Raw genomic sequence first — 22,630 nt, forward strand, 5'->3', positions numbered from 1 at the left:
ATGCCGATCGACACGGCCCACCTGCTTCCGGCAAACGACGGAGATATCGACGTCCCCGCCTATGCCGAACTGCATGCACTCAGCGACTTCAGCTTCCAGCGCGGCGCATCGAGTGCGCGCGAGTTGTTCGAACGGGCGAAAGCCATCGGTTATACGGCGCTCGCCATCACCGACGAGTGTTCGCTCTCCGGCATCGTGCGCGGGCTGGAGGCCTCGATCGAGACCGGACTGCCGCTGATCGTCGGCAGCGAGTTCCGGCTTACCGACGGCACCGTCGTGGTCCTCCTGGTCGAGGACCAGGCGGGATACACGGAGTTGTGCCGGCTGATAACACTGGCGCGGCGGCGTGCACCGAAGGGCCATTACGAGATCCATCGCGGCGACCTGGAAACACTCGGCCCCGGCCTCTGCCTCCTCTGGGCACCCGGCCCTTACGGCGCCACGGAAGCGGCCACGCATGAAGACCGCGCCGCGTGGGTCGCGGCCCATTTCAGCGGACGCGCGTGGCTGGCCGTGGAGTTGCACCGCGGCCAGCACGACGTTGCCGAACTGGCCGCGATGCGTGAACTGGGAACGCGCCATGCGTTGCCTTGCGTCGCCGCGGGAGACGTCCACATGCATGTGCGGAGCCGCCGCGCCTTGCAGGACGTGATGACCGCGATCCGGCTCAACAAACCGTTGTCCGAAGCCGGGCATGCGCTGTTCCCGAATGGCGAGCGCCACCTGCGCAGGCGCGAGACCATCGCCCGTATCTATCCGCGCGACATCGTGGAGGAAACCCTCGTCGTCGCCGCGCGCTGCACGGGTTTCGACATCCGGCGGATCAACTATGTCTACCCCCGCGAACTGGTGCCGGAGGGCCTCGACGCCACGACGTACCTGCGCCGGCTGACCTACGAGGGCGCCGCGAAGCGCTGGCCCGAAGGCGTTGCGCCCGGCATCGTGCAACGCATCGAGAAGGAGCTCGAGCTCGTCGCGCAGAAGCAATACGAAGCCTTTTTCCTCACCGTGGAGGACATCGTCCGTTTCGCGCGTTCGAAGGACATCCTCTGCCAGGGCCGCGGCTCGGCGGCGAACTCCGTGGTCTGCTTCTGCCTGCACATCACCGAGGTGAATCCTTCGCAGGTATCGACCTTGTTCGAACGTTTCATCTCCATCGAGCGCGACGAGCCGCCGGACATCGACGTCGATTTCGAGCACGAGCGCCGGGAGGAAGTCCTCCAGTACGTGTTCGAAAAATACGGACGCGAACGCGCCGCGCTGGCCGCCACGGTCATCAGCTACCGCGACAAGAGCGCGGCGCGCGACGTCGGCCGCGCGCTGGGGCTTTCCGAAGACCAGCTGGACCAGCTCAGCCGCGCTTTTTCGCAGGCCCATGGCGACGTGGACATCCGCGAACGCCTGGCCGAGCGCGGCTTCGATGTCACCAGCCGCACCATCCGCCAGCTCATCCTGCTGGTGGACGAACTCATCGGCATGCCGCGACACCTCTCGCAACACGTCGGCGGCTTCGTCATTTCGGACACGCCACTGCACCACCTCGTGCCGGTGGAGAATGCCGCGATGGACAACCGCACGATCATCCAGTGGGACAAGGACGACCTGGAAACCATGAAGCTGCTCAAGGTCGACTGCCTCGCGCTGGGCATGCTCACGTGCATGCGCAAGGCGATCGACCTGCTGCGTGCGCAGGACGGGCCGGATTACCGGCGGCTTGCGGACATCCCCGACAAGGACGGCCCCACTTACGAAATGATCCAGAAAGCGGACACCATGGGCGTGTTCCAGATCGAATCCCGCGCGCAGATGTCCATGCTTCCACGCCTCCGGCCGAGGGAGTATTACGACCTGGTGATCCAGGTGGCGATCGTCCGTCCCGGTCCCATCCAGGGCGGCATGGTCCATCCGTACCTGGAGCGGCGCAAGTTGAAGGCGGATGAGATCGTCTACGAGAAGAATGTCGAGGAAGTCCTGGGGCGCACGCTTGGCGTGCCCATCTTCCAGGAGCAGGTCATGGCGCTCCTGCAGAAGGTGGCCGATTTCAGCCCGGGGGAAGCGGACCATCTTCGTCGTTCCATGGCGGCATGGAAACGGCGCGGCGGCCTGGAAAAATTCGACGGGAAGATACGCCGGAACATGGCGAAGAACGGTTACTCCCCCGAGTTCATCCAGCAGATCATCGACCAGATCAAGGGCTTCGGCAGCTACGGCTTTCCCGAGTCGCATGCGGCGGGCTTCGCGCTTATCGCGTATGCGTCCTCGTACATGAAATGCCACCACCCCGAAGTCTTTACCTGCGCCCTGCTCAACAGCCAGCCCATGGGTTTCTACGCGCCGGCGCAACTCGTCGCCGACGCGCGCAAGCATCACGTGGAAGTACGACCGCCCGACGTCACCGCCAGCCATTGGGACTGCACGCTGGAGCCCATCGACCGGCGTCCCGGCAAGCATGCCCTGCGACTCGGCCTGCGCCTCGTGAGCGGGCTATCCGCCCGCCTTGGCGAGCGCATCGTGGCCGCGCGCGAGGAAGCACCCTTCCGCGACCTCGCCGACCTCTCACGCCGCGCGGACCTGACCCGCTTCGAGCGCGAGCGCCTTGCCGACGCCGGTGCCCTGCGCGTGTTGAGCGGACATCGTCACCGCGCGCGTTGGGAGAGTTCCGGCATCGAACGCACCCTGCCCCTGCTCGATGCCGTCACCGAAGCACGCCCCACGCTCCGCCCACCCACCCTGGCGGAAAACGTCTTCGCCGACTACGCCACCCACGGGCTTTCGCTCACCGCGCATCCCCTTCGGCTGATTCGCAAGAACTTGCTGGCCCGGCGCGCACGACGTGCAAGCGACCTCGAGCGCGAACGCAACGGCACCTGGTTGCGCCACGCCGGCCTCGTCACGGTGCGGCAGCGTCCGCAGACCGCCAGCGGCATCACCTTCGTCACGCTGGAAGACGAGACCGGCCAAGTCAACGTGATCGTCCGTCCAAAGGTCGCGGAGGCCTGCCGCCACGCCTTGCTGGATGCGGTCCTGCTCGCCGTCGACGGCCAATGGCAGGCGATCGATGGCGTGTGCCACCTCGTGGCCACTCGCCTCCACGACTTCAGCGACCTGCTGCCGGACCTCGGCTCCGTCTCGCGCGATTTCCACTAGCGATCGAGACACCTCGGTTCACCCTGGTTTAACAGCGACGCATCCCTCCTGAACGGTTGCCCACGATTTGCTGCTTTGCAAAGAGCACGCACGCCGGAAAAGGAATAGCGTCAGCAAACCCCGGACCGTCCGGTCTTACCCGTGAGCGATGCCTTCGCGCCGAACATCGCGATGCTTACCAAGGCGCCACCGTTGTTCCAGGAGATTCGTCATGCGCAACACGAAACTGATCGTCGCGATGCTCGCGGGCTGTATGGCCGTAAGCGGCGCAGCCCTCGCCCAGGACGCTTCGCAAACTTCCCCCACGCCGGCATCGACCGCCGCCACGCCAACGCATACCAGCCACGATTCGATGAAGAAGTCCGGCGACTCGATGAGCCACGGCACGATGGGCAACGACTCGATGAAGTCCGACGAGAGCGGCTCGATGAAGTCCACCCATAAGAAACACAAGATGAAGAAGGACGGCTCCACGTCCGAGCCCGCGAAGTCCTCGACGTCAGGCATGTAACGCCCTCGCCTGAACGAAAGAACCCGTCACCTTGAACTGCACCCCAGAGATTGGACGGGTGTCCAACTTCTGGGGCGCACCTCAACCTCCAGGGCCCTTTACAGCGACCGCCCCATGCTCATCTGGGCCTGCTGCGCGCGTACCTCTTCCAGAATCTGAGCCTGCCGCTGGTCATGTTGCTCGATCTGCTCGATAGCCTGCTCAGGCCGGGGCGGTTCGCTATCCAGGTCGATCTTCGCCGGCATGGTCCGGAATCCGGTCCCGATGAATTCGATCGTCGACTTCTCCTCGTCCAGGCGGACCTCCGATAAGTTATCGGCGTCGATCCGGCTCGCGTGGCAGGCGACGGTGAATTGCATCAAACGGTCTTCCGAAGCTTGCGGTACGCAGCGTTCCAGTTCCTTGAAGAGCCGATGATTGGGATTCTCCGGGTGGCGTGGGTCATGCGGGCCGACGCCAAGATCAGGGGACATCGCAAGACCTGGCGAGCGGGCCTGAGTTCCCGCCAGCATCGGAGCCGGTTCCTGCACCCTGTCAAAATCGTGCATGGCAGTGGACCACTGGTCGGCACTGCGGGCCATCGTCGTGTTCATCGACGCCACCACCGACACCTCGCTGCGCTTCTCCGGCGCGCCAAACGGTGCCTCGACGACCGTCAGCAGGGAAGCATCCTTGCCCAGTTCGATGCGGTCGATGCGATGAAGGCCGTCCGAGCGGGCGGCGACGACCAGGGCGGCGCTGAGGTTGTCGCTGCGCTGGTCGGGCGTTCTATTAAATTGGCGGTCGAGGTCGTGGACGTGTGCCTGCGCGTCCAGGTACAGGCCGTGGTCGGGATGGCTCGGATCGTCGAGCCGAATGACCGGCAGAACTGACGGTGGCGTCGGCGCGGGCGCGGGCATCGGAGCGGGCATCGCCTGCGCTGCGACGGATCGCGTTACCTCGATCGCCTCCGGCAGTCGCGGCGGTGGCTCGGGGACGTGCGGGGTCACACGCTGCCAGTCGAACCGATTCGCCAGCGCCAGGTCCACCGGCTCGGCATCGCGGCAGATGTCGACGATGGTGCAGTTGGCCAGCTCGTCGCGGAGATCGCGCTGGCCGTCCTTGTCCATGCGCAGTCCGAAGGCCGCGGTCGCGCCGGTCGCCTGGAAGATCGTGAACTGCGCCGGATCGTCCGGCACGCGACGATGAGTGAACAACGGCCGGTCGGTCAGCGCGTTGAGGTAATCGGCCATGCCGTTGAAGGCCAGTGTCTCGAGCCCCGCCTCATCATTGCCGCCGCCGACGTTTGAATGGCCTCCGGGAACGGTGGCACTGAGGAACCGGCCATCATCGGACCAGTCGGGATCGAGGATGGTCTGGTGCGCGAACAGCTCGCGCTGCTCGTCGCGGGCAAGTTGCGAGAAGCCGGAGAGCACGGACTTGGGCAGGCGTGCGTCGTAGTTCTTCGGCAGGTTCGTGCCGACCGGGTCGAACAGGCCGACGGCCTGGGCGACTTCGCCGGGTGGCACGAGCGTGCGTGGCGATTTGACGGTGAGGTTGCCGTGGGTGTCACGGCCAAATTCCATGCCTTCAGGATCGACGATTCCGAACTTGTCGACAAGTCGGGCGAATCCCGGCACCAGAACGGCGCCGCGGCTGTAGCCGGCACCGACCACGCGAATCTGCGCCTGCGGGTCTTGATCCATCCATCGCTGCGTCTGATCGGCGAGATTCCGGTAGACCTTCCGGATCTTGTCGTCCCACGTATAAGGAAAGGCGCCGTCGATGGCGCGGGTCAGCGGATTTTTCTGCGTGCCGATACCTTCGGCGTAGCCGACGCCGATCCGACGGTCTGGGCGAAGTTTTAGTACCTCGGCTTGTTCCTTCAACTCACCGATGTTCGTCAATAATCGATCATCATAAGCGCTCTGCCCGGTGCCATCGAACAGCGCGATGAACAGGTATTCGTGCGGCCGATCTCGATGTTGCAGAACCGGTACGGTCTGCTTCGCCTGCTGTTCGCGCATCCGCTCGTAGGCGTCCAGATCGCTCGCGCTGGCAGGGCGAGCCGTGCCACCGGAAAGAAGATGTCCCATGGATCACACTCCGTGTGTCTAATAGTGGTAGGTCTTGGCAAGGATCAAATCATTACGGTAGCCGCTGTATGGATTACCCGGGACTCGAAGATGCTTCGTCGGGACAGACATTCGCATATACACACGAATCGTCCGGTCGTTGACCTCCAGCAGAATCAACGGGTCGAGCGTGAGCTCTCCGTGGGGGGAATCGGCTACCTCGTTTCTTGGCACATGGTGTAGAACCAGCCGATCGCGAAAAATCGCGCCGATGTCGATATGGGCCTGATGCTCCGTACCATCCATGGAGCGCCATGTGATCTCCGCCGGGTCGGGGAAATTAGCGATACCAACGTGCCCTCCCATGATGTGATCGAGGTACTTTGGACCATAGTCGGTGGAGGGTGGCGATGGTTTACGAAACCCCGACCACGCACCTGCGTACCAGACCCTGCATATCTGCGTGCTGTAGCAGACTGTCGTGAGGGTGTGCTCTTTGAACTTCAACGGCCACTTGACGGGTTGAAGGTGAAATTCGGCGCGCATGGCTGCGTCGGGATCGTTCGAAGGTGCTGGTGTGGATGATGCGCAAGCAGTAAGCCCGGTGGCGCCGGCGGCGACGAGCGCCACCATGGCAAGGTCGCGAGGTTTCATTTCTTCCCCTTCCTTCTCGGGTTTCTGTTGGAGCGCAGGGCGTGCTGGCGGCCCCAGCTCACGCCGCACCTGCTCGTTGATGATCGCCACGTCGCGAAGTAGCTGCATGTCATGCAGCGGGTCGCGCGTGGACAGCTTGTGTATGGGGATGAGTGATGAAGGGCGCGCGCCCTCATCGCCAAAGTCGTCTTCCGGCGCCATGATTCTTCCTTGGGTTGGTCGAACTAGCAGGTCACCGGGGCGGTAGACCGCCGCTCCAGCTTGGCGGCGCATCCGAACGGGGCCACCCCGGCTTTTGCCGGGGTCCGCGCCGGTTCGGCAGCCTGTGCCGCGCATGGGACGTCCGCCGGAGGTAAGCCGGCCCTTTGCTTGAACGTCTTGTCCTTGAAGAACCAGTTCTTCTTCGCCCGTATGGGCTTGCAGCCTTCGTAGAAGATCAGCTCATCGTCGGCCGGCAGTTCCTTGATTTCCTGCGGTAGAAGCAACGCCCGGCGCTCTTCCACGTGGCTGGTCGAGACTTGTCGCCCGCCGCCGCCGTGGCTGGTGCTGCGTTGTTGCTTGCGTACAGTGCGATAGCCCAGCATGTCGCTGTACGCGTTCGCATCGGCCTGTTCGCGCGGCGCGAACACGATCTGCGCGCCGTGGTTGGTGATGAAGTTTTGTGCGTCGTTCTCGCCGTACGTACCGCTTAACTGGGCCCGGCTCTGGATGATGCAGAGGTCCCGTACGCCGTAGCTGGCCGCGATGGAAATACGCTTCGCCCACACATCTACCCGGCCCATGGCGGTGAACTCGTCCATGAGCATCAGCATCTGGTATTTCAGGTCGGGCTCTTCGCCCAGCTGCTTGTCGAGGTTGTTGCCGATGACCGTGCTGAAGAAGATGTTCAGCAGCTTGCTGCTTTCGTCCAGCTTGTTCGTCGGGATATTGACGTAGAGCGTCGTCGGCTTCTTCCGCAGGCGACGGATGTCGAAGTCCGTCGCGTTGGTTGCCGCCGCGAGGATCGGGCTCAGGAACTGCTGCAAGGGCGCCTGCATAGCGGCGATCACCGAGGAAAATGTTTCGTCGGCTAATCCCGCGAGGTTGGCGAACACGGTGCGCGTCTGCGGACTGATATCGCCCGGTTTCGCCTCTCTCAGGATGCTGCCGAGCATGTCCCGCGTGGTCTCCCCATCGCTGCCACTGGAGAAACGCAGGAGGCGCTCGAAGCTCGGGAAGTCCTCCGACGTATTGACCAACGATGCCAGGGCTCCTGCGCTTCCCGGATGCTTCCGCTCCCAGGCTTCGAACAGGTACGAGGCGAAGGCGGTGAACGCTGCACGGCTCTGCGTGGTCCAGAACGGGTCGGCTCCCGGCTGGTCCGGGTAGAGGATGGCGGCGACGGTCTGCAATTCCCCGATCCGCCTGGCGGGGTTCGAGCCCGCCAGCAGGGTCATCGGGTTGAAACGGTGCGTCTTGCCGTCTTCGTCATACGGCGCCCAGACCAGGACATCCTGGCCCATCGCCTTGCGCTGTCCGCTGGTGGCCTTGTAAAGCTCGCCCTTCAGGTCGAGCACGACGATCGTGTGCTCGTAGGTCAGCAGCACCGGGATGACGAGACTGGTGGTCTTGCCCGAACGGGTCGGGCTGATGGTGATGACGTGCTGGGCGCCACCGATCCACAGCTTGCGGCCCCTGAATGTCCCGATGAGGATGCTTTCCGGCTTGCGTGTCAGCAGGCCGGCTTTCTTCAGGTCGGCCAGCGTGGCAAAGCAGGCATCGCCGTGGGTGGAGGGGGCGGAGGCTCCATGCCGGAACAGCGCCACCACCGCTGCGCATCCGCCGAGGAACGGCACACCGCAACCGATGCCGAGCGCCAGCTTGATGCGCCAAGCGTAAGGCTGGAAGTTCGGTGCATCGATCTCCTGCAAGTATCGCCACGCGGTGTTCCATTGCACGGCGTGTCCGTCGATGCCGAGTAGCTGATAGATGAGATGGCCCGATCCGTAGGCCGCCGCAGCGAGGGAAATGGGGATTGCAGCGACGGCGACGGCCGCCTTCCATGGATGCATGAGGAGCACTCCTTGCGAGGTCGGCAGGAATGCTCAAGTAAGTGGCTCGACTCAGCAATAGGTGATTGCCATCGTGCGCTGTAGGCCGCGTTATGGGAGGTTCGCGCCAATCCCTTGAGGCATTCGCGTTCCGTCTTTGCGTTCAGATGTTTCGGAAGACGAAGGCGCAGAGGTTTCTCGAATAGCGTTACGGACGCGCTGGATGATGCGATGAAAGCGAACGGCGGCTGGGATTGGGCCTGAACGAAAGAACCCGGCGCCTCGCGGCGCCGGGTTCTTCTTTTGTGGACGACGTTGGAGGCTTGTCAGTCGACTTCGGGAAGGATGCTGATTTCCTCATCGCCGATCGTCACTACCTGGCCCGCACGCACCTTGTACGTCTTGCGTAGTTCCTGCACGCCATCGACGGCGACGAGGCCATCGGCGACCATGTGCTTGCCTTCGCCACCGCTGGACGCGATGCCCGTCAGCTTCAGTAGGAGGTTGAGTTCGACATAGTCGCCCTCGAGGCGGAATTCATGAAACGGCATGGCGGACCTCAGTAGACGATGACGGAACGGATGGCCTTGCCCTCATGCATGAGGTCGAAGGCGCGATTGATGTCTTCAAGGCCCATCGTGTACGTGATCATCGGATCGATCTTGATCTCGCCACCCATGTAGCGCTCCACGTAACCCGGAAGCTGGCTGCGGCCCTTCACGCCGCCGAACGCGGAGCCGCGCCAGACGCGACCCGTCACCAACTGGAACGGACGCGTGCGGATCTCCTGCCCCGCTCCGGCAACGCCGATGATGATCGATTCGCCCCACCCCTTGTGGCAGCACTCCAACGCGGCGCGCATCACGTCCACGTTGCCGATGCACTCGAAGGAATAATCGACACCGCCATCGGTGAGGTCGACGATCACCTGCTGGATCGGCGTGTCCGGGTAGTCGCGCGGGTTCACGCAATCGGTGGCGCCGAGCATCTTCGCCATCTCGAACTTCGACGGATTCGTGTCGACCACCACGATGCGCCCGGCCTTCGCCATGACCGCACCCTGTACCACCGACAGGCCGATGCCGCCCAGGCCAAACACGGCGACGGTAGCGCCGGGTTCCACCTTGGCGGTGTTGAGCACCGCGCCGATGCCGGTGGTGATCCCGCAGCCGAGCAGGCAGACCTTCTCCAGCGGAGCGTCCTTGTTGATCTTCGCCAGCGAGATCTCCGGCAGCACGGTGTACTCGCTGAAGGTGCTGGTGCCCATGTAGTGCAGCAGCGGCTTGCCGTTCAACGAAAAGCGCGAGGTACCGTCCGGCATCAGGCCCTGGCCCTGGGTGACGCGGATCTTCTGGCAAAGGTTGGTCTTGCCCGAACGGCAGAACTTGCACTCGCCGCATTCGGGCGTATAGAGCGGAATGACGTGGTCGCCCGGCTTGAGCGACGTGACGCCCTCGCCCACCTCCTCCACGATGCCGCCCCCCTCATGCCCGAGGATCACCGGGAACGCGCCCTCCGGATCGTCGCCGGACAAGGTATACGCGTCCGTATGGCACACGCCGGTCGCGACGATGCGAACAAGGACTTCTCCCGCTTTAGGGCCTTGGACGTCGATCTCCTCGATCGAAAGCGGCTTTCCTGCTTCCCAGGCAACGGCGGCGCGAGACTTCATGGCGGGGCATTCCTCGATAAGACAGGCCGGGGATTCTAGCCCGTGTGCCTGCGTTGGCGGCGCTCGCGAAGCCGAACGTGAACGCTTCCACGCTCTCCCCAGTAGCGCGGGAGGCGGCCTTGAGTTAAACTTGAGTTAACGGACTCGACCCCTGAGGCGAACGAAAGGCTCGGATAAGGGTTCGAGGAAGACACGGAACTGTTTCGTTTGAGGATTTCCTTGAACCTTTTGCTTACAAACGCTGTCGAACCTTTTGATGCCCTGGAGCCCTTGTAAAGCCCCAGGTCGCCCATAGAAAAGGGACATAGGAAACTCGTTAGTTCAGAAATTCGGCCCAAAGCCGCGTGACGAAAGCCTAACGAACCGATTGTTCACCCAACGAAACGGACCAGTGCACCTGAGCGACTTCTTCGAAGCGACCAGGCAGCGTAAGGTTCCCGCCACGCCAGAGACCGGCGGCGTTGGCGCCAGAGAATAGAAACATCCGGTCGGCATTGACTGGGAGACACGACATGAACGAACTGCGCAACGAATACGGCATCTCGACCTATGAATTCGCCGCTGGCGCCGATAACGGCGGCAGCTTCGACCTCTTTGGCGGCGAGATGGATGGTTACGACTGGCTGGGCGAAGTCGCCAGCCGGCTGAGCGGCGACGCCGTCTAACTTTCGCGTCCCCTCATACGGAAGGCCCGCCTCGCGGCGGGCCTTCTTTTGTCAGGACGCCTTCCGCGCCCTGGTTCTTGCCGCTTTCTTCGCGGCCGTTTTCCGGCCTGCCGCACCCTTCGTACGCGCCGCTTTCTTCGCGGCCGCCGAACGGCTGCTGGCGCTGCGCTTCGAGGCTGCTTTATGCCCTTGCGCGGACAGCGCCCGCTTGGACGTGGCGGAACGGCCCTCGCGCTTCAGCGCACGCGTGCTCGCCTGTGACCGCGCCGACGACTTCTTCGCCGTCGATTTCCGGGCGGTCGTCTTCTTCGCGGTGGATTTCCGGGCCGAGGAACCGGCGGCGCGCTTGCGTGCCGTGGATTTCTTCGCCGCCGTTCCCGACGAGCGCTTTCGCGTGGCGGCGCGGGAATCCTGCGCAGCCTTCTTCTTCGTCGCCTTGCTCGCGGTCTTCGAGGGTTTTGCCTTGACGCCGGCCCGTCGGGCCTTGGACAGCCCTATCGCGATAGCCTGCTTGGCCGAGCGTGCGCCGTGCTTTCCTTCGCGCACATGCTCGATCTCCTCGCGTACGTATTCGCCGGCCTGCGTCGAGGCCGCCTTCCCTTCGCGCTTGTCTTTCTGTGCCCTGGCAGTGGTTTTTTTCTCAGGCATGACGGTTTCTCCTCCGGGGAGTAGCGGTGTCGTCAGCGGACGAGACTGCGCGGACAAACGTGATGCGGACGTCTCCTGCATGTCAGGGACCAGGAATGCACCGGGGAGGTGAAGCCAGGCGCACGCCTGCTTCACGAATCGCTAAGCCACATCGGACGTACACCAGTCGCACTGCGAATGTCGCAGCACCGAGGAGGCAACCGTGGACAAGAACCGTACCGAAGGCATGAAACACGAGGTCAAGGGCAGCATGAAGGAAGCGGCCGGCAAGATCACCGGAAACCATGCGAAGGAAGCGGCCGGCAACGTCGAGAAGAACGCCGGCAAGGTGCAGCGTGAGGTCGGCAAGGCGGCCGACAACGTCCGAGACAAGAATCGCCATCATTGATATCCACCGCGGGAGCCGACGGCTCCCGCGCCGGCGTCAGGCGGCGGTGACGACCCCGACGCGGCGCGCATGGAACCATGCGCGCAGGCGTCGATTCGCCGGCGCGGAGAAGCCGCGGGCGACCAGCCAGCCCAAGCCCCACGATACGGCCACAGCGGGCACATGCCAGATCCAGCCCCAGGCCTTGTCGGTCGACGTTAGTCGGGCCAGCCCCACCATGGAAAACACCACGAACATGTGGGTCAGGTAGATCTCGTAACTCGCCCTCCCCATCGTCCGCAACCAGCCAAGGCCGCGCCACGGCCTCCCGCCCTCCGGCGCCGCCAGGACGAGGCACGACGCCGCACCGATCAGCACGAGCATGTAGCCGTCGTGGATAGCGTGCCAGAGCCATCCGCCGGAAAACATGACGAGGAGCAGCCCTGCCGTGCCGACGATGCCGAGCGCCGCACGCCGGCGCGCGTGGGACGCCAAGGCGGGCCAGCGCGTCGTGGCGACGGCGGCGAGCACCCCCGCGGCAATCGCCCCCATCCCCGGTAGATAGGCCTTTTCTTGCCAGATCTCGTTATCGACGATGGCGGCGCGGGTGAAGGGAACAGACAGGACCAGGACGGCGAGCAACGGCACGAGCCAGCGCGTCCGACCGACCGTCAGGCACAGCAGCGGAAAGGCCAGGTAGAAGACCTCCTCGATCGAGAGGGACCACAGCACGTCCCAGCCGCCCGGTAACCACCCCGTACGGCCTTCATAGACATTCAAAGTGAACGTCAATGCGGACAGCGTCGCTCCCCACGACGACTGACCGTCTCGTTCGATAACGTAGTTCGGTATCCCCAAGGCGTGGCAGGCAAGCAGCACCGCCACCAGGGCCAGGAGGCACGGAACGATTCGCGCGACGCGGCGCGCGTAGAAGGCCCGCCAGTCGATTGCCGCCAAGCCGCCGTCGCGCTCCAGGGTATGCCGGGCGATAAGGAATCCGGAGACGACGAAAAACACGAAGACGGCTTCGTAGCCGTTATAGACCAGGCCCTTCAGGAACGGCACCGGCAGGAACAGTGCAGCGTCTGTCTTATGCAGCGGGAGGCGCAGGCCAAGGTGGTGCACGACGACGAGCAGGATGCTGCCACCACGCAGCAGGTCGATGCCGGGGCTGCGTGGCAGGATCGATTCGGACATGGTGGCTCCCCCGGGGCGACGGAGGAGCATATCGGGATTCGGAACGCGGGGCGCGATGCGGTCCGTGCATCGGCGCCCACCGCGCCATGCCCTGCCTCAGGTACAGCCGCGTACCAGGGCGATGAGGATCAGGATCGGAATGGGCACGCCCAGGATCCACAGCAAGATGTAGCCGATGCCGCCTTTCTGCTTGCCGGGCTGCGGCGTGAAGTCTTCGTTCATGCATGTCCCTCCTCGGGGTGGATACGTGAACGACGTTCCATGGAACCACGTGGATCGCGCGTGACAGTCGCGCCACGACAGGATTCGCAACGACGCCGCCTTCGCGGGGTGTGCATTATTCCGGAAGCCAGGCTGATGGCCCCGGACATGTCGAATAGTCGCTACCCCGATCCTTTTGCGTTCCTTCCCACCGATTCGCCGACGGCAGCCGAAATCCGCGCCTTCGACTGGGACACGTCCCCACTCGGGCCGGTGGAGACGTGGTCCACGGCCTTGCGCGCCATGCTCGCGACCATGTTCGATTCGCCGCAGCCGATGTTCGTTTCGGTAGAACCTGGGCGCATCTTTCTCTTCAACGACCCTTACCGGGCCATGCTCGGGAAGCGCCTCTCGGGTGCCATCGGGAAGCGTTTCGAGGAGCTGTGGGCCGACGTATGGGACGATGTCGCCGACCACGTGGAACAAGCGCTCGCCGGCAAGGGCAGCATGCACCGCGACCTCCCGCTGGCGATGACCCGGCACGGCTTCGTCGAAAGCACCTGGTGGACGTTCTCGTACGCTCCCCTGCGCGACGAGTGCGGCAGGGTCATCGGCATGTACGCCGTCACGAACGAGACGACGCGTGGCGTCCGTTCGGCGATGACGCTACGCGAACTCAATGCGTCGCTCGAGCGCGAGATCAACGCACGTACCCGCGAACGGGACCAGATCTGGGCCGTCTCCCCCGACCTCTATATCGTGATGGCGCGCGACGGCCGCTATCGCAACGTCAATCCGGCCTGGCAGCGCGACCTGGGCTACGAGGTCAGCGAACTCACCAGCATGGCCTTCGGCGACCTCGTCCATCCCGACGACCTCGACCGTGCCCGGGACGCGATGACCCAGCTCCTGGACGGAGAAACGGTCGAAGACCTGGAAGTCCGCCTGCGTGCCAAGGATGGCAGCCATCGCTGGTTCGCCTGGAATAGCGTGCCCGACGGCGAGGTCGTCTACGGCATGGGGCGCGACGTGCAACGGCGGCGCGACATGGAAGACCAGTTGCGCCACGCGCAGAAGCTCGAGGCCCTCGGCCGGCTCACCGGCGGCATCGCGCACGACTTCAACAACATCCTGGGCGGGATCGGCGGCGCCATCGAAATCGTGAGCGAGCGCATCGAGAGTGGCCGGCTCGAGAACACGCGGCGCCTGCTCGATGCCGCGCACGGCGCGGTCAACCGCGCCGCCGGCCTCACCCACCGCCTGCTCGCCTATGCACGCCAGCAGGCCCTGTCGCTGTCGGATGTCGATGCCAACGCCATCGTGCGCGGATTGAACCTGCTCCTGCGGCCGTTACTCGGCGAGCAGGTGTTTCTCGAGTTGCACATGCAGCAGGACTTGTGGCGGACGCTGTCGGATGCGAGCCAACTGGAAAGCGCGATCCTCAACCTCGCCATCAATGCCCGCGACGCGATGCCCGGTGGTGGCACGCTGTGCATCTCGACGCGCAATGCGCCGGCGCAGGACATCGGCATGGGGGTCGCCGATTATGTCGTGATCGCCGTGGCCGATACGGGCACGGGCATGTCACGCACCGTGGTCGAGAAAGCCTTCGATCCTTTCTTCACGACGAAATCCATCGGCCAGGGCACGGGACTCGGACTCTCGATGGTCGACGGTTTCGCGCGGCAGACGGGTGGCCGGGCCATCATCGAATCCGAGCCCGGCAAGGGAAGCACGGTCAGTCTGTGGCTGCCCCGCCACGCCGGCGAACCCGCCGTCGCGCACGCGCACATCGATCGCGAAGCCTGCCATGGGGCGGGTCGACGGGTGCTCCTGGTGGAAGACGAGCACATGCTCCGTTCGCTGGCGCGCGAGGTACTCGAGGAAGCGGGCTACACCGTGGACGACCACGCCGAAGCCGCGGTGGCCCTGCGCAGCCTCCGTGCCGCCGCGAGACCGGACATCCTCGTCACCGACATCGGCCTGCCGGGCATGGACGGCCGGCAGCTGGCGCAGTTCGCGCGCGAGGCCCTGCCTGACCTGCCCGTCCTCTTCATCACGGGGTATGCCTGGGAAGCGTTCGCCGACGCACCGCGGCTGCCGCCGAGGGCGTCGATCCTCGGGAAGCCGTTCTCGCTGCACGCGCTCGTGGCGGCCGTGGGCGACCTGCTCGACGGCACGAACCCGTAACACCCGGCATCCATTTCCTTGACCGAAGGCCCCCGAGACTCGCGGGGTCCAAAGAGCGCCCGATGAACCGTTCGCGTTACTACGCCCGATCGCGCTGATCGTCGCGATGATCGCCATCTTCGTGGTGGGTGCCATCCACCGCGGCGGCCCGGCGGGCGACGTGCCCGACAATGGCGAACGCGCGCCCGCGGCCCGGCCGACGGGCCGCTAGGTCCTACGCCGGCTCGGTTTCGAAAGGCACCTGCGCCGCATCGTGCGCGACGGCGGCGCGCTGCATGGCCACCAGGAAATCGGTGCCGTAGCGCATGACGAACGGCGCGACCGTGCCCGGCATGAAGCCGTCCGGCCATGCGGTCGTATCCGTGCCGGGTAGCGCTTCGATCGAGCTGACTTGCGTGTATTGACGTGCCATGGCCTAGACGGCCCCCTGTTGGTATTCCCCCAGGGAGCCGTACTAAAGCAAAACACCGGAGCCGTCAATGCCTCGACCGCGCCCGTCTATAGCTTCACCCGCACGCCAAGCGTGTAAAACCGACCGATCACGCCGTTCTGCGCGTAGGTCGGGTTGTAGTTCAGCGCCGCGTAGTTGAGCGGATCAAACGGGGCCTTCTTGTCGAACACGTTCATCACCGAACCCGTGATCGCCACCTTGTCGGAGATGTCGTAGCGACCGGTCAGGTCGAAGTCGGTGAACGAGGCCATCCGGCAATCGCCCGGCACGTTCGCACCAGTGTCCGTATTGGTCGAGAAACAGCCCGTCGTAATGTCCGGCGCGGTCAGCTTGATGCCGCTCGTGTAATACAGCGTGCCGGTAATCGTCGCCTTGCCGAACTGGATCGTATTGGCCCAGGAACCGCGGTAGCGTGGCGTGCCCGCACCGGACGAGACGCCGTACGGACCGTGCGTGCCCACGAACTCGAGCTTGGTGCCGTCCTCGAGCGTGAGCTTCCAACTGATGATCTTCGTCAGGTTCAGTTCGCTGGTGAAGCGCACGTTCTCGCTGAAGTCGTGGCCGGCCTTCAAGTTGAGGTCCACGCCGTTCGTTTCGAGCGCGTCCTGGTTGACGTAGGGCGCGGACACGATCAGCGGTCGCGGCAACGCACCGGGTGCCGCGGGATCGGGCACGTCGGGCACGATCGCCGACGCCTCCGGCAATGGCAGGCCGGCGTAGTACGCGTCGAGCACGGCGCTCGGGCTCTGCTGGGAGATCACACCCGTCTTCTTGATCCGGTAGTAGTCCAGCGAGGCGCTGAGGTCGGGTGTCGGCTGATAAAGCACGCCGAAGGTCCAGCTCTTCGAGCGCTCGGGCTTCACGTTCGGATTCGCCCGCGTCAGGAACGCGAGGCCATACGGCTGCACGTAGCCGCTGTTGTTGTGCGCGGCCTGGAAATCCTCCGGCGGTGTATAGGTAGCGAAGCCCTGCGCCTCGCTCGATCCGTTCTCCGCGAAACTCGGCGCGCGGAATCCCTTCGAGAACGTGCCGCGCAGGGCGAGCTCCTCGATCGGCTTCCATTTGATGCCGATCTTCGGCGAGAAATTCTTGCCGAAGTCGGAGTAGTGGTCGTAGCGCCCGGATATGTCGACTTCCAGCGCCTCGGTGAACGGCGCGTCCAGTTCCGCGTAGACACCCGACACCGTGCGGTCGCCTTTCACGTGCGCGATACCTAGACCCAGCGCCGCGAGGTTTGGGTTGAGGTCCGGATCGTCCTGTTCTTCGTGACGCACGTCGACGCCCGCGGCTAAGCCCAGTGCCCCGCCGCCGAGGTCCGCCAGCGGCCGCGTCACGCGGAAGTCGAACTGCTGCAGGTCGCTGGTCGAGGTCTTCTTGAGTTGCGGCGCCAGCGAAGCGAGCAACTGGGGCGAATTCGCGCTCGGGTCGAGGAAGTTGTACGTGCCGTTGGTGACGACGTCGATCAACCGGTTGTAATTGAGGAAACCGTTCAGGCGGGTGTCCAGCGAGGAATGGTTGAACACAAGGGCGGTGTCGTAACCCCAGTCGCCCCAATAGCCGCTGAGTCCCCCGACGATGCGCAGGTTGTGGTTGTCGCTCTCGCCACTGCCCAGGGCGCTCGGGAAGCCGAAGTTGATCAGTGCCGCCCTGCCCTGCGCCGCGAACGGATTGTTGGGATTGAGCGAGCCGTCGGGCAACGTGGCCGGCAAGGCGATCGAATTGGTGTTGCGCGGCGTCCCGGCCTGGATCTGCGCCGGCACGCCCGGGAACGTCGTCTTCACCTCGTAATAGCTCGCGGAGACGTACGCCTTCGAGCGATCGGCGACCTTGACGGTGAGGCGACCATAGATGCCGCGACGATCGGTCGTCGGCTGGATCGCTGTGTAGTTCGCGAAGTTCTGCGCACAGTAACTGCCGGGATTGGCCGGGTCGTCCGACACCAGGCTGCTTTGCGGACCGCACGCCGCCAGGGGCTGCGCCACCGCACCGGGATCGGGAACGCCCGATGTGACGTCGCCGGGGCGCGAAAGCGTGCCGGGCGTCACCGTGCCGTAGATGGACCCGGAGTTCTGCGATGGTTGGCCGCCGATGAGGTTATTGCCGCCACTGCGCCGGATGTCGGCGGTGTTGTACGGGTAGCCTCGGTCGCGCGTGAGGATCTTCTCGTCACGCTGGTATTCGGCGCTGAGGTAGGCGTTCCAGCCATCCTTCTCGAGATCGCCGCCGCCGAACAGGACGGTGGCGCGCTTCGTCGTACCGCCACCGTGCTGTGAGGTGCCGATATCGGCCGTGAATTCCGTTCCCTGGTAACCGGGCCGCAGGATGACATTGACGACACCGGCGATGGCGTCGGCACCGTACAACGACGAGGCGCCATCCTTCAGCACCTCGATCCGCTCGATGGCATTCGAAGGAATCGTGTTGAGGTCGACGAACGAACGCTGCCCGTCATCGGTGAGCGGGTAATTCGCCGCGCGCCTTCCGTCGATCAGCACCAGCGTGGAATTGACCGTGAGGCCGCGCAGGGCGACGCCCGAGGAACCCGCCGCGAACCCCGCGGTAAACGATGCGGGTATCGATCCGCTGTTATCCGCGGAAATCGCCCGCACCACATCCGACACGGTGGTTAGGCCGCTCTTCTGGATCTGGTCGGCGGTGATCGTGGTCACGGGCGACGGCGTCTCCACATCGATGCGGGGGAGCGCGGAGCCCGTCACGGTGACGGTGGCCAGCTCGGTGGTCTGTCCCTGCGCGTTCTGAGGCGCTTGCGCAGCTTGCGGCGAAGGCGGGGGCGCGTCCTGTGCCGCTACCTGACCACAGGCGAGCGCCGTGGCGATGGACAAAGCGAGGCCTTGGCGCCGAAGCACCTTTTGCGACGTTTTCATGGTGAGTCTCCGAAGCCTTAGGGGAGTGGGGCTGGGACTGGCGGCTCCGCGAACGGATCGCAACGCTTCATTCACAGGGACGCAAGGAAAACTTACGCCGTGTAAACAGGGCGCACCATCGGCCATTCGGAATATATTGCGGGGACGGAATACAGGGGCGCGTGGCACGCCCTATGCAGTGTCGCTGGACGGCTATTGGTCGCCGGGATCGAATCCCTCACGTTCTTTCATGAGTTGGCGCGCCGCCTTGATTCCCGCCTTCATGCCTTCCTCGCAGGCATCGTCCTCGTTCTCGTGCAGGCTCGGGCAGAGCTTCTCCTGGAGCTCTTCGCCGTCTTCGCTGATGACGTATTTGCCGCGCCAGCGGCCCGGCTTCGCGACATAGCACGTGCCTTCCACGTCGAAGTAACCGATCTTTCGATGCGTCATGGGTGGGGTGATCCTCCGTATCTGCCCCCCATCCTATGCATCGCGCATCAACGCGACGTGCAGCGCTATTGCAACCCGTTGACGGGCCGCTTCGCGTTCGACTCGAACTCGCGCCAGATGCCGTCGGCACCCTCCACCGAAACGAGCACCTGCAGGCCGTTTTGCACGCCCAGCAGCTTCGACTGCTGTACTGCGTACGCGATGGCGGCGATGCGCGTCTCGAAGTTCTCCGTCGGCACGCCATTCATCTGCACGTGCCAGAGGCCCGCCATATCGGGATGGAAGGGAATGTCGTAGATCACCATGGCCATGGAAGAAGGTGGGTAACCTCGCAAGGCGTAGGGCCGGCGATCCCAAGACGAGGGGTGACACGGCGATACCAACTGTGGCGCAAGATTATCCGTTCCCTCTCGTTCCGACAACGGAAGATGCGTATGCCCTTCCTTCACGCGAGGCTCACCAGCGACCTCAGCGCGGATCGTCGAACGTACCGGGACTGTCGCCGGTAGCACGCCACTCCGGGCGCCGCTCGCGTTGCGCATCGAGCAGACCCTTGCGCACACCTTCGAGATCGCGATCGGCCGTATAAACGGGCGAGCCCGGCTGTTGCCGCCAGGACTCGGCCAGTGTCCCCGCATCCACGCCATCGAAGCCCAGTTCGTCGACGAGCTTGAGAACCTTCGCCTTGGCGTTGGCATCGTCGCCCGCGACCGGAAGCGCGATCCTTCCTTCCGCCGTGGCAGGCTTTCCACGCGTACCGAGGTGTTCGGCGAAGATGTTGTTGAATGCCTTGATAACGGGGCGCCGAATCTGGTCCGACACCCATTGGCTCTCCGGCACGCCGTCTTCGATGGGCCCGATGCGGCCATCGCGCTCTCGCGGATAGTAGTTGCCCGTATCCACCACCACCGTTTCCGTCGGCACGCCGTCGAACAGGTCGGAAGGCAGGTTCGTCACCTTCGACTCGGGAATCGTCAGGATCACGACCTCCACGCCGCGCGCGGCCTCATGCGACGTGACGGCGATCGCGCCCGTTTCCTGTTCGATGTGCGTCAGCGTTTCCGGCCCCCGCGAGTTCGCGATCAGCACGTCATGTCCCAATTCGCGTAAACGCCGCGCGAGGGTATGCCCGATGTTGCCGGCGCCGATGATTCCGATCTTCATGAAAGGTCTCCGTGGAGTGACGCCACCCATCTTCGCCGCGTCGCGTGAATGTCGGGCGAGCGAAGTGAGTTACTGCCTGCAACGCACGGTTATCGGGCTGGCGGTATACCGCGGCGGATTGCGGCCGAGAAATCGTCTTCCGGACCCGTCGCTTTCGCACGCGCCGTCACCCGCCCGAGTTGTCGCCATGTATCGACCCCGAACCGCCCGTCCAACGCGCCGGCATCGTGCAGGTATTCCGGGAGATAACCGGTCAGCAACAGTCGCACGTCGAACGGAAGCGCGCCATCGATACGTTTCGCCATCCGATAGACCAGCGTCGTGCAGTTCGACGTCACGGTGTTGTAGAAGCGCGGCGCACGATGCAGGTCGTTCGCTGCCGCCACGTAGGACACGAACAGCGAGCGCATGGCGTCGGGCGTCATCCGCAAGGGGAACACGTAGGCATCTTCCCCGCGCACATTCGTGCGCACTCGCACGATATCGCGTTCCTCCGCGGCGATCAGCACCAGTTCGAACTGACGGAAGAACCCGCCGATTTCCGAGAACGCCTCGTCGCGCTTGCGACGTATCTCCACCGAGAACACGACGTGGCTACCATCGTCGAACGCGAACGACAGCATGGCGTGCGCGATGGCCTGTCCGGCCCAATAGGAAAGTATCGCGTCGACGCCCCGCAGGCGGTCGAGGTCGTATTCCCGGCGTTCCCAGCGCACGTCGTAATCGTCGTCGCCACGCCATGCGAAATCCCGCACGTTGTGCAGCACGACATGGGACCCGCGCACGTCACCGTGCAGCAGGCAGGCGACGTCGTCAGCCCAGATGCGGTCATTGCGCGGGCGAATCGATACCCACCAGCCAAGCAGCAGCGCATGGGCGATGGCAAGGCCGGGCAAGGCCCACCCTGCCCGCCAGCCCATCCACGCAGTCCACGCCACGAGGCACGCCATCATCCACATGCCTGCCACGACCAGGCGTGGCAAGCGCGGCGCCGGGAGCCGGATCGCCAGCGCGAAAGCACCCCAGCCGCCCGACAGGAACAACAGCGCGCCCGCCATGAGGCCGGCAGCGCCGCGGAGGAGCATGCCGCCTCGGGTCATGGGAAGAAGATCATCGCGCACCGGGAAGGAAAGTGTTCACGAACTTTCCCATGGCGTTGACGCGCGGGCAACACGCATTGCATGCGTTGGCGCGAACACTGCGCCTATCCTTCACTGCGGGAGTTCGCCATGAGCCGCTTCGATGATCGCCACGACAGGAATCGCCAGGCCGGCGAGGAGCCCGTTTGGACGAGGCCACGTACGCGTCGCGACGACGACACCCGCTATCCCGGAGACGAGTTCGGCGGCACCTACGGGCACCGCGATACTCGCGACCGCGGCGGCAGCCCCTACGACGTGGGCCATGACGTCGCCGGCGGGAGGGACTATGGCCCCGGCGATGACTTCTCCGGCGGCGGCTGGGCGGGACAGCGGGACTACCAGCGCGGCGACCCGCGCTACCCGGGGCACCGTGAGTTTGGCGGACACCACCGCTATGGCGGCGAGTCTCCCCGACCGGGACACCGCGACTTCGGTCGCGGCGACGAGGGGCGACGGGAGTGGAGCGGCTCGGGCTACCCCGGCGGGTTCCGCGGCGTCGGACCCAAGGGCTACGAGCGTGGCGACGAGCGCATTCGAGAGGACATTTGCGAGCGGCTGACCGAGCACGACGCCATCGACGCCTCGGCCATCGAGGTACGCGTGTCCGAAGGCGTCGTCCACCTCAGTGGCGAGGTCCCCGAGCGCTACATGAAGCACCTGGCCGAGGACGCCGTTGCCGACGCCGTCGGCGTCAAGGATGTCGAGAACACCTTGCGGGTGCGTGGCAGGAGTGGCCCCGGAGAACGGGGCATGTTCGAGGCGCCCTCGCTTGGCTGAGGGCGCCGTCGCTCAATCGGCGCGCGCCAGGCTGGCCTCACGGATGGCGCTCTCCAGCTGGTGGGCGCTGTAAGGCTTGCGCACCAGCGGCGCCTGGTAGCGGCGTGGAATGTCCACGGCCATCGACCCCGTGGCGAGGACATACGGGATGCCGCGTCGCTTGAGTTCGTCCAGCGCGGGATAGGCCATGACGCCCTGGAGGTCGAGGTCGACCACGGCCACGTCGCACGGCTCCACATGGGCCACGCGAATGGCCTCTTCGATGGAGTCGGCGCAGGCGGCCACGTCATAGCCGAGTCGCTCGGCGAGGAGATCGGTCAGCGCGGAGGCCAAGCCGGAGTGGTCTTCGAAAACGATCGCGCGGGGCGAGGCTGCAATGCTCATTGAAAACCCCCGAACAAGTGGCCAGTACTCAAACCTACTCCCGTTTTCGCGTCGCTTCCATA

21 protein-coding genes are annotated in these 22,630 nt (G+C 64.6%); 6 read left to right on the forward strand and 15 right to left on the reverse strand.

The genetic code is table 11. The features are described 5' to 3' along the window. Complete coding sequence (locus ACQKIE_RS05545) at positions 1-3,147, forward strand: error-prone DNA polymerase (protein WP_427456594.1); 3,147 nt, start codon at positions 1-3, stop codon at positions 3,145-3,147. A gap of 211 nt (positions 3,148-3,358) precedes the next feature. Further along, on the forward strand, positions 3,359-3,658 hold the full coding sequence (locus ACQKIE_RS05550; RefSeq protein ID WP_427456596.1) for a hypothetical protein: 300 nt from the start codon (positions 3,359-3,361) through the stop codon (positions 3,656-3,658). 98 nt (positions 3,659-3,756) lie between these two features. On the opposite strand, the gene ACQKIE_RS05555 is transcribed toward ACQKIE_RS05550, so the two are convergent. From ACQKIE_RS05555 to ACQKIE_RS05575, 5 genes are all read right to left on the reverse strand, one after another. Further along, positions 3,757-5,733 (reverse strand): XVIPCD domain-containing protein, encoded by a 1,977-nt coding sequence (locus ACQKIE_RS05555; protein WP_427456598.1) that lies wholly within the window; start codon positions 5,731-5,733, stop codon positions 3,757-3,759. Between the two features lie 18 nt (positions 5,734-5,751). Next, on the reverse strand, positions 5,752-6,567 hold the full coding sequence (locus tag ACQKIE_RS05560; RefSeq protein WP_427456600.1) for a hypothetical protein: 816 nt from the start codon (positions 6,565-6,567) through the stop codon (positions 5,752-5,754). A gap of 23 nt (positions 6,568-6,590) precedes the next feature. Continuing rightward, a complete protein-coding gene (locus ACQKIE_RS05565; protein WP_427456602.1) occupies positions 6,591-8,417 on the reverse strand; it encodes a type IV secretory system conjugative DNA transfer family protein in 1,827 nt (608 codons plus the stop codon). Between the two features lie 305 nt (positions 8,418-8,722). Further along, positions 8,723-8,947 (reverse strand): RNA-binding S4 domain-containing protein, encoded by a 225-nt coding sequence (locus ACQKIE_RS05570; protein WP_427456604.1) that lies wholly within the window; start codon positions 8,945-8,947, stop codon positions 8,723-8,725. An 8-nt stretch (positions 8,948-8,955) separates the two neighbouring features. Beyond that, positions 8,956-10,068 (reverse strand): S-(hydroxymethyl)glutathione dehydrogenase/class III alcohol dehydrogenase, encoded by a 1,113-nt coding sequence (locus ACQKIE_RS05575; RefSeq protein ID WP_427456606.1) that lies wholly within the window; start codon positions 10,066-10,068, stop codon positions 8,956-8,958. Between the two features lie 512 nt (positions 10,069-10,580). On the opposite strand from ACQKIE_RS05575, the gene ACQKIE_RS05580 reads away from it, so the two are divergent. Further along, positions 10,581-10,733 carry a hypothetical protein gene (locus tag ACQKIE_RS05580; RefSeq protein ID WP_427456608.1) on the forward strand — a complete coding sequence of 51 codons (153 nt, stop codon included), beginning with the start codon at positions 10,581-10,583 and terminating at the stop codon, positions 10,731-10,733. A 51-nt stretch (positions 10,734-10,784) separates the two neighbouring features. Here the strand turns inward: ACQKIE_RS05580 and ACQKIE_RS05585 are convergent, their stop codons facing one another. Continuing rightward, entirely contained in the window at positions 10,785-11,381 is a 597-nt protein-coding gene (locus tag ACQKIE_RS05585; RefSeq protein WP_427456610.1) for a DNA-binding protein, read from the reverse strand. A 202-nt stretch (positions 11,382-11,583) separates the two neighbouring features. Between ACQKIE_RS05585 and ACQKIE_RS05590 the strand changes: the two genes are divergently transcribed. Further along, positions 11,584-11,769 carry a CsbD family protein gene (locus ACQKIE_RS05590; RefSeq protein WP_427456612.1) on the forward strand — a complete coding sequence of 62 codons (186 nt, stop codon included), beginning with the start codon at positions 11,584-11,586 and terminating at the stop codon, positions 11,767-11,769. Between the two features lie 36 nt (positions 11,770-11,805). Here ACQKIE_RS05590 and ACQKIE_RS05595 read toward each other — a convergent pair whose 3' ends face one another. Together ACQKIE_RS05595 and ACQKIE_RS05600 are read right to left on the reverse strand one after the other, a co-directional pair. After that, positions 11,806-12,945 carry an acyltransferase family protein gene (locus ACQKIE_RS05595; protein ID WP_427456614.1) on the reverse strand — a complete coding sequence of 380 codons (1,140 nt, stop codon included), beginning with the start codon at positions 12,943-12,945 and terminating at the stop codon, positions 11,806-11,808. 96 nt (positions 12,946-13,041) lie between these two features. Then, positions 13,042-13,167 (reverse strand): hypothetical protein, encoded by a 126-nt coding sequence (locus tag ACQKIE_RS05600; protein ID WP_427456616.1) that lies wholly within the window; start codon positions 13,165-13,167, stop codon positions 13,042-13,044. 147 nt (positions 13,168-13,314) lie between these two features. On the opposite strand from ACQKIE_RS05600, the gene ACQKIE_RS05605 reads away from it, so the two are divergent. Continuing rightward, positions 13,315-15,336 (forward strand): PAS domain-containing protein, encoded by a 2,022-nt coding sequence (locus ACQKIE_RS05605; RefSeq protein ID WP_427456618.1) that lies wholly within the window; start codon positions 13,315-13,317, stop codon positions 15,334-15,336. A gap of 214 nt (positions 15,337-15,550) precedes the next feature. Here the strand turns inward: ACQKIE_RS05605 and ACQKIE_RS05610 are convergent, their stop codons facing one another. The 6 genes from ACQKIE_RS05610 to ACQKIE_RS05635 form a co-directional block, all read right to left on the reverse strand. Beyond that, positions 15,551-15,748 (reverse strand): hypothetical protein, encoded by a 198-nt coding sequence (locus ACQKIE_RS05610; RefSeq protein ID WP_427456620.1) that lies wholly within the window; start codon positions 15,746-15,748, stop codon positions 15,551-15,553. Positions 15,749-15,834: 86 nt separating this feature from the next. Beyond that, positions 15,835-18,672, reverse strand: coding sequence for a TonB-dependent receptor plug domain-containing protein (locus tag ACQKIE_RS05615; protein ID WP_427456622.1), 2,838 nt, complete (start codon positions 18,670-18,672; stop codon positions 15,835-15,837). 192 nt (positions 18,673-18,864) lie between these two features. Continuing rightward, positions 18,865-19,101 (reverse strand): hypothetical protein, encoded by a 237-nt coding sequence (locus ACQKIE_RS05620; RefSeq protein WP_427456624.1) that lies wholly within the window; start codon positions 19,099-19,101, stop codon positions 18,865-18,867. A gap of 65 nt (positions 19,102-19,166) precedes the next feature. Then, entirely contained in the window at positions 19,167-19,412 is a 246-nt protein-coding gene (locus tag ACQKIE_RS05625) for a DUF2188 domain-containing protein (RefSeq protein ID WP_427456626.1), read from the reverse strand. 157 nt (positions 19,413-19,569) lie between these two features. Further along, positions 19,570-20,265 carry an NADPH-dependent F420 reductase gene (locus tag ACQKIE_RS05630; protein WP_427456628.1) on the reverse strand — a complete coding sequence of 232 codons (696 nt, stop codon included), beginning with the start codon at positions 20,263-20,265 and terminating at the stop codon, positions 19,570-19,572. Between the two features lie 89 nt (positions 20,266-20,354). Continuing rightward, the gene (locus ACQKIE_RS05635; RefSeq protein WP_427456630.1) at positions 20,355-21,350 is read right to left on the reverse strand and encodes a DUF4105 domain-containing protein; all 996 of its coding nucleotides are present in this window, start codon (positions 21,348-21,350) and stop codon (positions 20,355-20,357) included. 144 nt (positions 21,351-21,494) lie between these two features. Here ACQKIE_RS05635 and ACQKIE_RS05640 point away from each other — a divergent pair, with 144 nt between their 5' ends. Beyond that, complete coding sequence (locus ACQKIE_RS05640; RefSeq protein WP_427456632.1) at positions 21,495-22,184, forward strand: BON domain-containing protein; 690 nt, start codon at positions 21,495-21,497, stop codon at positions 22,182-22,184. Positions 22,185-22,196: 12 nt separating this feature from the next. On the opposite strand, the gene ACQKIE_RS05645 is transcribed toward ACQKIE_RS05640, so the two are convergent. Beyond that, on the reverse strand, positions 22,197-22,568 hold the full coding sequence (locus ACQKIE_RS05645) for a response regulator (protein ID WP_427456634.1): 372 nt from the start codon (positions 22,566-22,568) through the stop codon (positions 22,197-22,199). Positions 22,569-22,630: the final 62 nt, after the last annotated feature.

The sequence above is a fragment of the Luteibacter sp. NPDC031894 genome (assembly GCF_050273135.1).
Classification (GTDB): domain Bacteria; phylum Pseudomonadota; class Gammaproteobacteria; order Xanthomonadales; family Rhodanobacteraceae; genus Luteibacter.

Excerpts from the sequence above, each read along its gene's own strand:
- ACQKIE_RS05545 (WP_427456594.1), top strand. The coding sequence starts at position 1 with ATGCCGATCGACACGGCCCACCTGCTTCCGGCAAACGACGGAGATATC.
- ACQKIE_RS05550 (WP_427456596.1), top strand. The coding sequence starts at position 3,359 with ATGCGCAACACGAAACTGATCGTCGCGATGCTCGCGGGCTGTATGGCC.
- ACQKIE_RS05555 (WP_427456598.1), bottom strand. The coding sequence starts at position 5,733 with ATGGGACATCTTCTTTCCGGTGGCACGGCTCGCCCTGCCAGCGCGAGC.
- ACQKIE_RS05560 (WP_427456600.1), bottom strand. The coding sequence starts at position 6,567 with ATGGCGCCGGAAGACGACTTTGGCGATGAGGGCGCGCGCCCTTCATCA.
- ACQKIE_RS05565 (WP_427456602.1), bottom strand. The coding sequence starts at position 8,417 with ATGCATCCATGGAAGGCGGCCGTCGCCGTCGCTGCAATCCCCATTTCC.
- ACQKIE_RS05570 (WP_427456604.1), bottom strand. The coding sequence starts at position 8,947 with ATGCCGTTTCATGAATTCCGCCTCGAGGGCGACTATGTCGAACTCAAC.
- ACQKIE_RS05575 (WP_427456606.1), bottom strand. The coding sequence starts at position 10,068 with ATGAAGTCTCGCGCCGCCGTTGCCTGGGAAGCAGGAAAGCCGCTTTCG.
- ACQKIE_RS05580 (WP_427456608.1), top strand. The coding sequence starts at position 10,581 with ATGAACGAACTGCGCAACGAATACGGCATCTCGACCTATGAATTCGCC.
- ACQKIE_RS05585 (WP_427456610.1), bottom strand. The coding sequence starts at position 11,381 with ATGCCTGAGAAAAAAACCACTGCCAGGGCACAGAAAGACAAGCGCGAA.
- ACQKIE_RS05595 (WP_427456614.1), bottom strand. The coding sequence starts at position 12,945 with ATGTCCGAATCGATCCTGCCACGCAGCCCCGGCATCGACCTGCTGCGT.
- ACQKIE_RS05600 (WP_427456616.1), bottom strand. The coding sequence starts at position 13,167 with ATGAACGAAGACTTCACGCCGCAGCCCGGCAAGCAGAAAGGCGGCATC.
- ACQKIE_RS05605 (WP_427456618.1), top strand. The coding sequence starts at position 13,315 with ATGTCGAATAGTCGCTACCCCGATCCTTTTGCGTTCCTTCCCACCGAT.
- ACQKIE_RS05610 (WP_427456620.1), bottom strand. The coding sequence starts at position 15,748 with ATGGCACGTCAATACACGCAAGTCAGCTCGATCGAAGCGCTACCCGGC.
- ACQKIE_RS05615 (WP_427456622.1), bottom strand. The coding sequence starts at position 18,672 with ATGAAAACGTCGCAAAAGGTGCTTCGGCGCCAAGGCCTCGCTTTGTCC.
- ACQKIE_RS05620 (WP_427456624.1), bottom strand. The coding sequence starts at position 19,101 with ATGACGCATCGAAAGATCGGTTACTTCGACGTGGAAGGCACGTGCTAT.
- ACQKIE_RS05625 (WP_427456626.1), bottom strand. The coding sequence starts at position 19,412 with ATGGCCATGGTGATCTACGACATTCCCTTCCATCCCGATATGGCGGGC.
- ACQKIE_RS05630 (WP_427456628.1), bottom strand. The coding sequence starts at position 20,265 with ATGAAGATCGGAATCATCGGCGCCGGCAACATCGGGCATACCCTCGCG.
- ACQKIE_RS05635 (WP_427456630.1), bottom strand. The coding sequence starts at position 21,350 with ATGCTCCTCCGCGGCGCTGCCGGCCTCATGGCGGGCGCGCTGTTGTTC.
- ACQKIE_RS05640 (WP_427456632.1), top strand. The coding sequence starts at position 21,495 with ATGAGCCGCTTCGATGATCGCCACGACAGGAATCGCCAGGCCGGCGAG.
- ACQKIE_RS05645 (WP_427456634.1), bottom strand. The coding sequence starts at position 22,568 with ATGAGCATTGCAGCCTCGCCCCGCGCGATCGTTTTCGAAGACCACTCC.